The 15,028-nt window shown below is 74.7% G+C and carries 4 protein-coding genes; all 4 read left to right on the top strand.

From position 1 onward, the window contains the following. Positions 1-201 precede the first annotated feature (201 nt). Genes JK359_RS11980 through JK359_RS11965 form a run of 4 tightly spaced genes read left to right on the top strand, consistent with a single transcriptional unit; the run spans position 202 to position 15,027 of the window. Positions 202-1,101, top strand: a complete 900-nt coding sequence (locus JK359_RS11980) for a DUF5829 family protein (protein WP_201834847.1) — start codon at positions 202-204, stop codon at positions 1,099-1,101. Further along, positions 1,098-6,203 carry a non-ribosomal peptide synthetase gene (locus JK359_RS11975; protein ID WP_201834845.1) on the top strand — a complete coding sequence of 1,702 codons (5,106 nt, stop codon included), beginning with the start codon at positions 1,098-1,100 and terminating at the stop codon, positions 6,201-6,203. The genes JK359_RS11980 and JK359_RS11975 overlap by 4 nt, the downstream gene beginning before the upstream one ends. After that, complete coding sequence (locus JK359_RS11970; RefSeq protein ID WP_201834843.1) at positions 6,200-10,693, top strand: MupA/Atu3671 family FMN-dependent luciferase-like monooxygenase; 4,494 nt, start codon at positions 6,200-6,202, stop codon at positions 10,691-10,693. Before JK359_RS11975 ends, JK359_RS11970 begins: the two co-directional genes overlap by 4 nt. Next, complete coding sequence (locus tag JK359_RS11965; RefSeq protein ID WP_201834841.1) at positions 10,690-15,027, top strand: type I polyketide synthase; 4,338 nt, start codon at positions 10,690-10,692, stop codon at positions 15,025-15,027. The genes JK359_RS11970 and JK359_RS11965 overlap by 4 nt, the downstream gene beginning before the upstream one ends. The last annotated feature ends 1 nt before the right edge of the window (position 15,028 follow it).

The following is a 15,028-nucleotide window of genomic DNA, read 5'->3' as shown; positions in this document are numbered from 1 at the left end:
ACAGGGAAGCCGTACAGGGGCCCGGGCCGGGGGGTGACCCAGGGGGTGCCCCAGGGGGACCCCGGGATTCCCCCAATGATGTCCGGAGCGCCGGTGCGGCAAGACTTCTCGCACCGAATTCCACCTGGGTGCGAACCCTGGGCGACGGCCGATCGGAGTGAATGAGTGACGACCGGATCAGCAACGGACGGCAGGCGCCCCGTGCCCCGCCTCGATCACGTCATGGTCCTGCTGGACGAGGCGGCCTACCGTTCCGCGGCCGCCAGCGCCTTCCTCGCACGGCGCTTCGGCCGCACGAAGCGCAAGGAGGCCGACAGCTCCCTGGCAGGGCAGTACTCCACGCTCGGCGTCGCCGGCCGCAACACGCTCGTCGAGTGCTTCGGCACGGGACTGCCGAGTGCGTCGCCGATCACCGCGGGCCTCGTCTTCTCCTTCGAGGAACCCGGTTCCTCGCAGGCCGCGCGCGAACTGCTCGACGCCACCGGGACCGTGCGCCACACGTACGACCTGGTGCGACGCGCCGACGACCAGGGCGGCGAACGGCGGCCCTGGTACCACCTGATCAATGTCGTGCTGGGCGAGGCGAGTCCGGTGCTGCTCTTCCTGAACGAGGTCACGCCCGAGTACTTCACCGCGCTCGGCGCCCGGCCGGGACCCGACGGAGCACTGTGCCGCAGCGCCTACCTGGACGCTGCGCTGGGCGCCCCCGACGACGGCTCCTGGCTGCTGCGGGACATCGTGGGCGTGACCCTCGCCCTGCGGCCCGAGCGCGCCCGGGCCGTCGCCGGGGCCCTCGCCGCGTTCGGCTACACGGTCGCCACCCTGCCCGGTGGGCTGTGCGTCGAGGGGCACGGGCTGCGGCTGCACCTGGCGTTCGCGGACGGACCGGCCGAGCGTGTCACGGAAATAGAGATGGCCACGGCCGAAAACGCCGACGGGAATTCTCCGGGTGCTGCGGAATACGTTTTCGGGGACACTTCCCGATTGGTCGTGGAACCGGGCAGGGCCCGCTGGTGCTTCGACGAGCCGCGGGATTCGAAGCCGAATACGGGTGCGGCGGACGAAGCCGTCGCCGGTGCTGCGGGAACGGACCAGGGATGAATTTCTGCGAGATCTTCGAGGACGTCGTCGCGTCCGGTGCCGACGCCGTCGCCGTGGAGTACCGGGGGCAGCGCATCACCTACCGGGAGCTGGACGCCCGTTCGGCCGCGCTCGCCGCCGAGCTGACCACGCGCGGGGTCACGACCGGCAGCCTGGTCGGAGTCGCGCCGAGCGCCTCCCCGGACTTCCCGGCAGCGCTGCTCGCCGTGCTGCGGGCCGGAGCGGCCTGGCTGCCCCTGGACCCCGGCTACCCCGCCGAGCGGCTGTCCTACATGATCGATGACGCGGGGGTCCGGCTGGTGATCGCAGACCAGCCGACGGCCGCCCGGCTGCCCGCCGGGAAGGCCGAGTTCCTCGACCCGGGCGTCGCGTCCGCCGACGCCCGCCCCGGCGCCGCACCCCCGCCCCGGGTGCGCCCGGACGACCTGGCCTACGTCATCTACACCTCCGGCTCCACCGGCCGCCCCAAGGGCGTCGAACTCACCCACCGGGGCCTGGTGCACCTCGCCCGGGCACAGGCGCGGACATTCGGGACGGCGCCCGGCGACCGGGTCCTGCAGTTCGCGCCGGCCAGCTTCGACGCCTCCGTGTTCGAGGTGGTCATGGCCCTGTCGGCCGGGGCCACCCTCGTCCTCGCGGCCCGCGAGGACATACCTCCCGGGCCGGAACTGGTCCGGGCACTGCGCGACCTGCGGATCACCCGTGTCACGCTGCCGCCGTCCGTGCTGGCCACCCTGCCGGCCGCCGAGCTGCCGGACCTGACCGTGCTGATCTGCGCGGGCGAGGCGCTGCCCGGACACCTGGCCGAGCGCTGGCTGCCCGGCCGGCGCATGTTCAACGCGTACGGCCCCACCGAGACCACCGTGTGGGCCACCGTCGCCGAACTCGCGCCGGGCGGCGGCAAACCCCGCATCGGCACGCCGGTCCCGGGCGCGCACGCCCTGGTCGTCGACGACCGCCTGCGTCCACTGCCCGACGGGAAGCCCGGCGAACTCGTCGTCGGCGGCGACGGCGTGGCCCGGGGCTACCGGGGCCGCCCCGGCATGACCGCGGAGCGCTTCGTGCCGGATCCGCTCCGCCCCGGCGGACGCATCTACCGCACCGGGGACCGCGTGGTCCGGCACCCGGACGGAGCGCTGGAGTTCCTCGGCCGCATCGATCACCAGGTCAAGATCCGTGGTTTTCGCGTCGAGCCGGACGAGATCGCCCACCACCTCGCCGAGCACCCCGACGTGACGGACGCGGTGGTGACCGTCCGGGAGACCCCCGCGGGGCCCGGACTCATCGGCTACGTCACGGGCGCCGGGCCCGGCGCCGAGCGGCTGCGGGAGTACCTGGCCGGGCGCCTGCCCGCCCATCTGGTCCCCGCCGCCGTCGTCGTACTGGAGCGGATGCCGCTCACGCCGAGCGGCAAGATCGACCGGCCCCGGCTGCCCGCGCCCGGGCCCGGGCAGGCCCCGGCGAGCGCCGACCCGCCCGCCACGCCCACGGAACGGGATCTCGCCCGCATCCTCGGCGAACTGCTGGGCCAGGGCCCGGTCCCGGCCGGCGCCGACTTCTTCGCGCTCGGCGGCCACTCCCTCCTCGCCGGCCGCTTCGCCGCCCGCATCCGCGAGGAACTGGGCAGGGACCTGTCCCTGCAGACCCTCTACGAGGCCGCGACGGTGCGCGCCATGGCCCGCCACCTCGACGGGCGGTCCGACGCGCCCGGCGGGGAACCCGGTGCCGGAACACGCCGTCCGGCGCCGCCCGCACCGCCCTTCACCCCGGAGGGAGCCGCGGACGGCGAGGGGGTGCCGCTGTCCTTCCCGCAGGAACGCATCTGGTACCTGGAACAGTTGGCCCCCGGCAATCTCGCCTACAACGCGCAGGCCACCCTGCGCCTGCGCGGTCCCCTCGACGACCGCCTCCTCGCGGACACCCTCACGGAGATCGTCCGGCGCCACGACGTCTTCCGGATGGCGTACCGCGAAGTGGACGGAGTGCCCCGGCAGTTCCGGCAGCCGCCCATGCCGGTCCGGTTGCCGCTCGTCGACCTGTCGGACCTCCCCGAGGACGAGCGGGCACGGCGCACCGAACAGACCGTCCGGGACACCGTGCGGCCCGCGTTCGACCTCGACGCGCCGCCCCTCGCCCGCTGGGTGCTGATCCGGCACGCGCCCGACGACCACACCCTCGTCCACGTCGAGCACCACCTCGTCCACGACGGCTGGTCCTTCGCCGTGTTCCTCGGCGAACTGCGCGCCGTCTACACCGACCTGGCGGCCGGGCGCACCCCGGCCGTCCGCCGGGACATCCCGAGCTACGCGGACTTCGCCCTGTGGCAGCGCTCCTGGCTGTCCGGTGACGTCCTGGACGCCCACCTCGCGCACTGGACCGCCGAACTCGACGGCGTGCCACCGGCTCTGGAACTGCCCACCGACCGGCCCCGGCCCCGGGCGCAGAGCTTCACCGGCTCCGCGCTGCGCGTGGAACTGCCCGGGCGGCTCACGCGCCGGCTGCGGGCCTTCAGCCGTGCCTCGTCCGTGACCCTCTACACGACCATGCTCAGCGGCTTCGCCGCCGTGCTGAGCCGCTACAGCGGCCAGCGGGACCTGGTCGTCGGCACCGGCGTGGCCAACCGGCGGCTCACCGAGGTCGAGAACCTCATCGGCATGGTCGTCAACACCCTGCCGCTGCGCGTCGACCTGAACGCGGCACCCACATTCCGGGAACTGGTGCGCCAGGTGCACGCCACCACGGCGCGCGCCCACGAGTGGCAGGACGTGCCCCTCGACCGGCTCGTGGAAGCACTGCGCCTGCCCCGCGACACCTCGCGCAACCCCCTCTTCCAGGTCATGTTCAGCTTCCACGACTCCCACATCCCCGACCTGCGTTTCGCCGGACTGACCGGAACCGTCAGGGAGCTGCACAACGAGTCGGCGAAGACCGACCTCAACGTGGTGGTGCTGCCGCGCGCCGAACAGCGCGCCGGGCACGGCGTCCCGGGCACCGACGACGGCACCGGTGACGACTCCGTCACCCTCCTGTGGGAGTACGCCACGGACCTGTTCGACGCGGCGACCATGCGCCATCTCGTGGACCGCTACCTCACCCTGCTGGACCGCGCCCTGGACGCCCCCGACACGCCCGTCGACCGGGTCGGCCTGCTCACCCCGGCGGCCGAGGCCGAGGTCCTCGAGGCGGCACGGGGAGCACGCACCCCGTACCCCGCCGACCGGACCCTTCCCGAGCTGTTCGCGCAGTGCGCGGCCCGCCACCCCGGCGCCCCCGCGCTCGTGCACGGCGACCGCACGGTCACCTACGCGGAACTGGAGGAGCGGGCCAACCGGACGGCCCGGCTGCTGCGGGCCGCCGGCGTGGACCGTGACGTCCCCGTGGGCGTCCTCTTCGACCGCGGCGAGGAGATGCTGACGGCGCTGCTCGCGGTGGTGAAGGCGGGCGGGGCCTATGTGCCGCTCGACCCCCGGTACCCCGCGCAGCGGCTGGAGGCCATGCTGGAGGACACCGCGGCGCCCCTGGTGATCACCCGCCCCGGCCTGCGGTCCAGGCTCGGGGACGGGACGACCGCGCGGATCCTGACGTTCGACGAGGACGAGCTGGCCGCCGTGCCCCCCGTCCCGCCCGAGTCGCACGCCACCCCGGACAGTCTCGCCTACATCCTGTTCACCTCCGGCTCCACCGGGCGCCCCAAGGGCGTGATGGTGCCCCACCGCGCGGTGCTGCGGCTGGTCTGCGGCGCCGACTACGCCGACTTCGGCCCGCACGAGCGCATCGCCCAGGTGGCCGACGCCTCGTTCGACGCGCTCACCTACGAAGTCTGGGGAGCCCTGCTGCACGGCGGCTCGGTGTGTGTCGTCGAGACGGACGAACTGCTCGCCCCCGGCGGGCTGAGGCAGGCGCTGCGCCGTCACCGGATCACCGCCATGTTCCTCACCTCCGCCCTCTTCAACGAGGTGATGAGCCGGCACCCCGACACCTTCGCCGGCCTGAAGCACCTGATCGTCGGTGGTGACGCCCTGCACCCCGGGCGGGTGCGCGCCCTGCTGGAACAGGACCCGGGCCGTCGGCCCGCCGCCCTCAGCAACGGCTACGGGCCCACCGAGACCACCACCTTCGCCGTGTGCCACCGCATCGACACGGTCCCCGCCGGAGCCGCCTCGGTCCCCATCGGACGGCCCATCGCCCACACCACGGCCTACGTGCTCGACGGCCGGCTGCGTCTCGTACCGCCCGGGGTCCCGGGGGAGCTGTACATCGGGGGGCCCGGCGTGGCCCGCGGGTACGCGGCGCGGCCGGGGGCCACGGCCGGGCGCTTCCTGCCCGACCCGTTCGCCGCCGACGGCTCGCGCATGTACCGCACCGGTGACATCGTCCGCCGGCGCTCCGACGGCGCCCTGGACTTCCTCGGCCGCGCCGACGACCAGGTCAAGATCCGCGGCTACCGGGTGGAGCCCCGGGAACTGGAGGCCACGCTCACCCGCCACCCGGGCGTCGGCCAGGCCGCGGTCGTGGTCGACGACGGCCCGGCGGGACGCAGGCTGGTCGCCTACGTCGCCCCGCCGGCGGGCACCGACGCGCCGTCCGCCGCGGACCTGCGCACCTTCCTCGCGGCCGTGCTGCCGCCCTTCCTGCTGCCCTCCGCGTTCGGATTCCTGCCGTCCATGCCGCTCACCACGAGCGGCAAGATCGACCGTGCGGCGCTGCCCGCGGTCGCGCAGACCGCACCCCCGGCCGCGCAGCGGGTCGCCCCCCGCAACGGGACCGAACGCGCCGTCACCGAGCGGATGGCGGAACTGCTCGGCCACTCCGCCGTGGGCGCCACCGACGACTTCTTCGGCCTGGGCGGCAACTCGCTGCTCGCCATGCGGCTGGTGGCGGGAGTCGGCGAGCACTTCGGCGTACGCGTACCGCTCAGCCGCTTCCTCGCCGACCCCACGGCGGCCCGGCTGGCCGCCGAGGTGACCGCCGCACCCCGCGACGGCGCCCCGGCGCACGACCCCACCGACGACGAGCGGCTGCTCGCCCGGCTCGACGAACTCTCCGACGACGAAGTGGCCCGGCTCCTGCGGGACATGGCTGACAACGAGGTCGAACGATGACGCAGCATCCGACACCGCAGGACCGTCCCGGGGAATCACCCGGGACATCAGCCGGGGAAACACCCGGAGAACGGCGGGCCCGGCTGGCGGCCGGACTCCGGCAGCGGATCGCCGAGCGGCACCACCCCCTGTCGTACCCGCAGCAGCGGCTGTGGTTCCTCCACCAGCTGGACCCCGGCAGCGCCGTCTACGTGGTCCCCCTGACCTACCGGATCACCGGGCCGCTGGACCGCCCGGCCCTGGAACACGCGCTGACCGCCGTGGTCGAACGCCACGAGGTGCTGCGCTCGGTGTTCCGCCCCGTGGACGGCGTGCCCCGGCAGTTCGTCCGGCCGGCCGCGCCCGTCCCCGTCGAGCTGATCGACCTGTCCGAGGCCGCGGACCCGGAGGCCGAGGCCGACCGTCTCTGCGCCGACCAGGCCCGCACCGTGTTCGACCTGGAGTCGGACCTCCTGCTCCGGCCGGTGCTGCTCCGGCTCGCACCGCAGAAGCACCGGCTGTGCCTGACGCTGCACCACATCGCCTGCGACGGCTGGTCCCTCAACCTCCTCGCCGGGGAACTGGCCGCCTTCTACGCCGGTTTCCTGCACCCGGGCCCGCACACCGATCCGCCTGAGCCTCTCCCGGTGCAGTACCGGCACGTCGCCGCGCAGCAGGAGGAACTGCTCACCGGCGAGCCGCTGGCCGCACTGCTCGACCACTGGAGGGGCCGGCTGGCCGGTGCCCCCGCGCTCGCCACGCTGCCCACCGACCGGCCGCGGCCGCCCGTGCAGAGCCACCGCGGCGGCCATGTCGACCTCGCGCTGCCCTCCGACGCCGTCGAGCGGGCGGGGGAGCTGGCACGCGCCGGGGGGACCACCCTCTTCGCCGTCCTCCTGGCCGCGTTCGCGGCCGTCGTGCACGCGCACACCGGCGCCGAGGAGGTCATCGTCGGCTCGCCGGTCGCGGGCCGCCCGCACGCCGACTGGCAACGCCTGATAGGTCTCTTCGCCAACACCGTGGTCCTGCGGATCGGCGTCCACGACGACGCCCCCTTCCGGGAGCTGGTCGCACGGGCCGGCACCGGCACCCGGGCCGCGGTCGCCCACCAGGACCTGCCCTTCGAGCGGCTGGTCGAGGAACTGCGGCCGCAGCGCGACCCCGCGTACAACCCGCTGTTCCAGCTGATGTTCAGCTACCACGAGGAGGCCGAGACCGGACTCGTCCTGCCCGGCTGCACCGTCCGCATGGAACCGGGGGACACCGCGACGGCCAAGTTCGACCTCACCATGAGCCTGACCCGCCGAGGCGAGCGGCTGCGGGCCCGGCTGGAGTACAGCAGCGATCTCTTCGACCGGCGGACGATCGAGGCGTTCGGCACCCACTACCGCACCTTCCTCACCGCAGCGGTCGCCGACCCGGACCTGCCGGTCGGGGCGCTGCCCGTGCTCACCCCGGAAGAGGAACGGCACATCCTCACCGCGTGGAACCCCGCCCCCGGGCCGGCACCGCAGCCGGCACCCGTCCACGAACTGGTGCGCCTCCAGGCTCGCCGCACCCCGGACGCCGTCGCCGTGGAGGCCGCCGCCCAGGACGGGGGCGCACCGCTCACCTACCGCCTGCTCGACCGGCAGTCCGACGAGCTGGCGGATCGACTGCGTGCCGCCGGGGTGCGGGCCGACACCCCCGTGGGCGTCTGCCTCGACCGCTCCCCGCAGCTCGTCGTGGCGCTCCTGGCCGTGCTCAAGGCGGGTGGCGCCTACCTCCCCCTCGACCCGGCCTACCCGGCGCAGCGCCTCGCCCTCATGGTCGAGGACTCCCGGACACCGATCGTCCTGACCCGGCGCGGGCTGGTGCACCGGCTCCCCCGCACCGCGGCCGTACCGCTGCTGACGGACGACCCGGCACCGCAGGACGCGCAGGCCACGGCGGCGGACCGGGAAGACCCCGCCCCGGCGGGCGAACGGCTCGCCTACGTCATCTACACCTCGGGCTCGACCGGCCGGCCCAAGGGCGTCATGGTGACGCACGCCAACCTGTCCTGGTTCCTGTCCGCCATGGACCGGCGGCTGGGCGACGCCGGTCCCGGTGCGACCTGGCTCGCCGTCACCTCGATGTCCTTCGACATCTCCGTGCTGGAACTGCTGTGGCCGCTGACGCGAGGGCACCGGATCGTCGTGCGCGGCGACGAACCGACCGCCGTCACCGCGGGCACGGGCGGTGTGGCGGTGACCGCGGCGGACCAGACCCGGGCCGTCGGCTTCAGCCTGTTCTACTTCGGCGGAAGTCCCGACCACGCGGGGGCCTCGGCGGCCTACCGGCTGCTGCTCGAGGGCGCGCGGTTCGCCGACGCCAACGGCTTCACCGCCGTGTGGACACCCGAGCGCCACTTCCACAGCTTCGGCGGTCTCTACCCCAACCCGGCGGTCACCGCCGCCGCCGTGGCCGCCGTCACCGAGCGCGTCGCCGTCCGGGCGGGATCGGTCGTCCTGCCGCTGCACGACACCATCCGGGTGGCCGAGGAGTGGGCGGTCGTCGACCACCTCTCCGGCGGCCGGGCGGGCATCTCCGTCGCCTCCGGCTGGCAGCCGGACGACTTCGTCCTCGCCCCCGACCGCTACCGCGACCGCAAGGAGCGGATGCTGCAGGCCCTGACCGAACTGCGGTCCCTGTGGCGAGGCGGCACCGTCACCCGCCGCAACGGCATCGGCAAGGACAGCGAGGTGCGGATCTTCCCGCCGCCCCTCCAGCCCGACCTGCCGCTGTGGATCACCAGCGCACGCAGTCCCGAGACCTTCCGCCTGGCCGGTGAGGCCGGCGCCGGCCTGCTCACCCACCTGCTGGGCCACACCGCCGACCAACTGGCCGAGAAGGTCCGCCTCTACCGGGCGGCCTGGCGGGAGGCCGGGCATCCCGGTGACGGGCACGTCAGCCTGATGCTGCACACCTTCGTGGGCGCCGACACCGACGCCGTACGCGAGACGGTGCGGGCACCGCTGTGCGCGTACATCAAGTCCTCCTTCGACCTGCTCTCCGGACTCGGCGAGGCCCTGGGCCGGGAGACGGACCCCCGGCTGCTGCCCGAGGCGGAACTCGACGCCCTCGTGGAACGTGCCTTCGAGCGTTTCTTCGAGACCTCGGGACTCCTGGGCACGCCGGAGCACTGCGCCGACGTCGTCGACCGCCTCAAGGGCGTCGGCGTCGACGAGATCGCCTGCCTCATCGACTTCGGCGTGCCCCCGGACGAGGTGCTCGCGTCGCTGGCGTTCCTGCCCAGGGTGCGGGAGCTGTCCGAGGACCGCCGGCGCAGGGCCCGCGCCGACGAGCCGATCGGCCGCCAGCTCGTCCGGCACGGGGTCACCCATCTGCAGTGCACCCCTTCGCTCGCCGGCGTCCTGGCCGCCGACCCCGGGGCCCGCGACGCGCTCGCCGGACTCGACCGGCTGCTGGTGGGCGGTGAGGCCCTGGCCGGCCCGCTCGCCCGGGACCTCGCCGAGCTGCTGCCGGGACGGGCGTACAACATGTACGGCCCCACCGAGGCCACGGTGTGGGCGAGTGCCGCGGCGATCGACGAAACCGGCCCGGTGACCATCGGAACCTCCCTGCCCGCAGCCCGGGCCCACGTCGTCGACGCCCGGCTGCGGCCCGCTCCGCTCGGCAGCCCGGGCGAACTGCTGCTCGGCGGCCCCGGGATCGTCCGCGGCTACCTGGGCCGGCCCGCCCTGACCGCCGAGCGCTTCCTGCCGGACCCCTTCGCCGGGGACGGCGGGCGCCTGTACCGCACGGGTGACCTGGTGCGGCGGCGCGCCGACGGCCGGCTGGAATTCCTCGGCCGGCTCGACCAGCAGGTCAAGCTGCACGGCCACCGGATCGAACCGGGCGAGATCGAGAACGTCCTGCGCGAGCACCCGGCCGTGCGCGCGGCGGCCGTCACGGTCCTCGGAGAGGGGAATCACGCCAGGCTCGTGGCCTACTGCGCCGTCGCCACCGCGGCCGGACGCACCCCGGACACCGCCGAGCTGACGGCGCACACCGCCGGCGCCCTGCCCGCCCACATGGTCCCCGCCGAGATCGTCCTGCTCGACGCGCTGCCGCTGACCCCGAACGGCAAGGTCGACAAGGCGGCCCTGCCCGCGCCCCGGCCGCGCGGCACCACGTCCGGCGAACCCCCGGGCAGCGACCTGGAGCGGCGCATCGCCGAGGTCCTCGCCGGCGTGCTCAGGGTCGAGCGGCTGGGCGTGACCGACAACTTCTTCGAGCGCGGCGGCAACTCCCTGCTCGCCGTGCAGGCCCGGACGCGGCTGCAACCGGTGCTCGGCGAGAGCCTGACGCTGGTGGACATCTTCCGCCACCCCACCGTGCGCGCGCTCGCCACGGCGTTCGCGGACGCCACGGACGGGCACGCCGGGACGCGCGAGGCCCTGCGGGACGGGGCGCGGCAGCACGCCGCGCGGCAGGCCCGGGCCCGAAGCCGCCACGGCAAGCTGCGACGGGAGCGGAGGGACACATGACCGACGGGCGACGAGACGGCGCCGACGAGGACATCGAGGCGGTGGCCCTCATCGGACTGGGCTGCCGGGTCCCCGGGGCCCGTGACGCGGACACCTTCTGGCACAACATGCGCGAGGGAGTGGAGTCCCTCACCCGGTTCGGCCGGGAGGAACTCCTGGCCGCGGGGGTCGACCCGGCGGTGGCCGACGACCCCGACCATGTGCCGGTGTCCGGGCACCTGCCCGACGCCGACCGGTTCGATGCCGCCTTCTTCGGGATCGGCCCCGCCGAGGCCGCGGCCATGGACCCCCAGCACCGGCTCTTCTGCGAGACCGCGTGGGCGGCCTTCGAGAACAGCGGCTACGACCCGGCACGCGTCAACGCGCCGGTCGGTGTCTTCGCCGGCTCGTTCATGAACAAGTACCTCACCGCGAACCTGTCCACCAACCCCCGCTTCCAGCGGTCCCCGTTGGCCGCGGCCGCACGCATCTACAACGACAAGGACTTCCTCGCCACCCGCGTCGCCCACCTCCTCGACCTGGACGGGCCCGCCTACACGGTGCAGAGCGCCTGCTCGACCTCGTTGGTCGCCACCCACGTGGCCTGCCAGTCGCTGCTGGGCCACGAGTGCGACATCGCCCTGGCCGGCGGGGTCACCGTGAACGTACCGCTGAAGGCCGGCTACCCGGTCGCGGAGAGCGGCCTGTTCAGCGCCGACGGCCACTGCCGGCCCTTCGACGCCGGGGCCCGGGGCACCGTGCCCGGCAACGGCGTCGTGGTGCTGGTCCTGCGCCGGCTGTCCGACGCGCTCGCCGCCGGCGATCACGTATACGCGGTCGTGCGGGGCTCCGCCGTCAACAACGACGGATCGCTCAAGGCGGGCTTCACCGCGCCGAGCGTGGACGGGCAGGCCAGGGTCGTCGCCACCGCGCTCGCCCTGGCCGGCGTCGACCCGGCGACCGTGGGCTACGTGGAGGCGCACGGCACGGCCACCCGGGTCGGCGACCCCATCGAGGTGACCGCCCTGGCGCAGGCGTTCGGCGACACGGGCGGACACTGCGCGCTCGGCTCGGTCAAGGCGAACATCGGGCACCTGGACGCGGCCGCGGGCGCCGCCGGCCTGATGCGCGCGGCCCTGGCCGTGCACCACGGCATCATCCCGCCCACGGTCGGATTCCATACGCCCAACCCGGAACTGCGCCTGGACCGGACGCCGTTCCACGTCCCGACGGCGGCCAGGGCCTGGCGGCCGGACGGCCCGCGACGGGCGGGAGTCAGCGCCTTCGGTGTCGGCGGCACCAACGCCCACGTCGTGCTCGAACAGGCCCCCCGGGTGCCGCGGCCCGCCGCCCCGGCACGCCCCTGGCAGCTGCTGCCGGTGTCCGGCGACACCCGGCAGGCCGTCACGTCCGGCGCGGCCGGCCTCGCCGGCCACCTGGACGGCCCCGGTGCCGGACTCCCGCTGCACGACGTGGCGTTCACCCTCCAGGAGGGCCGCAGGGCCTTCGCGGTGCGCGGGTTCGCGGTCTGCCGCGACCGCCGCGACGCCGTGGACGCCCTGCGCGGCACCGACCCGGGCCGGCTGGCCGTCCGCCCGGCGCCGGAGGGCGTCCACGAGGCCGTCTTCATGTTCCCCGGCGGCGGCATGCAGCACCCCGACATGGGGCTCGACGTCTACCGCGCCGAACCGGTCTTCCGCGAGGAGGTGGACCGGTGCGCGGACCTGCTCGGGGACCGGCTCGGCTTCGACCTCAGGCGTCTGCTGTTCCCCTCGGCCTTCCCCCCACTGGAGGGGCGCCAGCTGGTGAGCGGGGCGGCCACCATGGGGCGCGCTCAGGGCGCGGGCGCGGTCTGCGCGCTGTTCACCGTGGAGTACGCGCTGGCCCGGCAGCTCATGGCCTGGGGCGTCCGCCCGGCCGCGATGATCGGACACAGTCTCGGCGAGTACGTCGCCGCGGCCCTCTCGGGCGTCCTCACCCTGCCCGAGGCGCTCGAGATCACCCGGGCCCGCGGCGAGTTGTTCGCCGCGATGCCGCCGGGCCGGATGCTCGTCGTCGCACTCCCCGAGGAGCGGCTGCTGCCCCTGCTGGGGGACCGGCTGTCGGTCGCCGCCGTCAACGCGCCGGAACTGACCGTCGTCTCCGGGCCCGACGAGGACGTCGCCGCACTGCTGACCCGGCTGCGGGCCGAGGACGTGGACTGCCGCAAGGTCGGCGTGCCGGTGGCGAGCCACTCGTGGATGGTCGAGCCGTACCTGCCGGAGTTCACCGAGCGGCTGTCCGCCCTGCGCCCGTCGTCCCCCGGCATCCCGTTCGTGTCCGGTGTCACCGGCGACTGGATCGACGACGCGCAGGCGAAGGACCCCGGCCACTGGGCGCGGCACCTGCGGCAGCCGGTCCGTTTCGCCGACGGACTGCGTACGGTGCTCGACCGGCCCGGCCGCGTGCTGGTCGAGGTAGGCCCGGGGCGGGCACTGACCCAGCTGGCCACGGTCCAGCAGCTGGCCCCCGCCCCCGTGGCCGTGCCCACCATGGGGCTGCCCCGGGACCCGCTGCCCGACCTTGCGCACCTGGTGACCGCCGTGGGCCGGCTGTGGCAGTCCGGCGTCCCCCTGGACTGGAGGGCGTTCCACGGCGCCGCCGTACCGCGCCGCGTCCCGCTGCCCGGGCGCGAGTTCGCCGGGCCACGGCACTGGGTGGAGCACGGCGGCACCCTCCCTCGGCAGGTGCCGCCGGAGCCCACCGCCGTATCCGACTCCGACGCCGTACCCGTGTCCGCCGCCGCGCCCGAGTCCGAGGCCGTACCCGTGTCCGCCGCCTCGCCCGAGGCCCGGCCACAGGGGCGCAACGAGCCGCCGGACCGGAACGGCACACCCCGCACCGAGCGCGAACGGCAGGTGGCGCGCATCTGGTGCGACCTGCTGGGCCTGGAGGCGATCGGCGTCGACGAGGACGTCTTCGACCTCGGGGCGCACTCCCTGATGGTGACTCAGGCGACCCGTCAGCTGCGCCGCGCGGGCGCCACCGCGCTCAGCGCCCGCGACGTCCTGGGCGCCCCCACGGTCGCCTCCCTGGCGGAACTCGTGGACCGGATTCTCGCGGGCGAAGGACGACCCGCGCCCGAGGGCCCCGATCTCGACGCCGAGGTCACGCTCGACGAGGACATCACCGCCGAGGGGCTCCCGGCGCCGGACCCGCAGCGGCCGCTCCGGGCCGTCCTGCTCACCGGAGCCACCGGGTTCGTCGGAGCCTTCCTCTGCGCCGAACTGCTGCGGCAGACCCCGGCCGACGTCGTCTGCCTCGTACGTGCCCGGTCCGCCGAGGAAGGCCGCGAACGGATCCGCGCGGCCCTGGCCTCCTACGGTCTGCCAGGCGGCGACAGCCCCCGCCTGCGGGTCGTCACCGGTGACCTGGCCCGGCCACGACTCGGGCTGGACGAGGCCGCCTTCGACGAACTGGCCGACCGGATCGACGCCGTCCACCACTGCGGTGCCTGGGTGAACTTCGTGCGCCCCTACCGCGCCCTGAAAGCCGCCAACGTCCTCGGCACCCAGGAGATCCTGCGGCTCGCCACCCGCAAGCGGCTCAAGCCGGTCCACCACATCTCCACCCTCGCCGTGCTCGCCGGCGCGATGCTCGGTGACGCCGATCGCATCCGCGAGGACGACCCGCTGCCGCCGCCCGTCGGTCACGACACCGCCTACAGCCAGAGCAAATGGGTCGCCGAGGGGATCATCGGCCTCGCCCGCGAACGCGGCGTCCCCGTCTCCGTCTACCGGGCCGGCGGGGTCCTGCCCGACGCGCGCAGCGGTGCCGCCAACAGCGAGGACTACATCACCAAGGTCATCCAGGGCTGTGTGCAACTCGGCCTGGCCCCGCGGCGCCGGTACGCGCTGTCCGTCGGCACCGTCGACCACCTCGCACGGCTCGTCGTCACCCTGTCCCTGCGGCCGGGCGCCCTCGGCCGCACCTACCACACCATCGACCCCCGGCCGCTGGCCTGGGACGACATCTTCGAACACATCCGGGCCCACGGCTTCCCCGTCCGCAGCGTCGCGTTCGACGCCTGGCGCACGGCACTCGTCGAACGCGTCGAGAGCGAGGGCGACGACAACGCCCTGGCACCGCTGCTGGCCATGATCGGCGAAGTGCCCGACCGCCGGATGCCGGTGATGGACTGCGCCGGCGTCCGGGCGCACGCCGGGGCCGAACTCGACGCGGCACCCGCCCTGGACGGCCGCTACTTCACCCGGATGCTCGGCTTCTTCGTACGCCGGGGGCTGCTGCCCCCGCCCCAGGACCCGTCAGGCACCGAGGCCTCCGCCACCACGCGCCCGCGCGCAAGGGAGAACTGAC

The organism is Streptomyces actinomycinicus (genome assembly GCF_016741775.1).
Taxonomy (GTDB): Bacteria; Actinomycetota; Actinomycetes; order Streptomycetales; family Streptomycetaceae; genus Streptomyces; species Streptomyces actinomycinicus.
The sequence above is the reverse complement of the archived record's forward strand: the minus strand, read 5'-3'. Positions and strand labels throughout refer to the sequence as shown.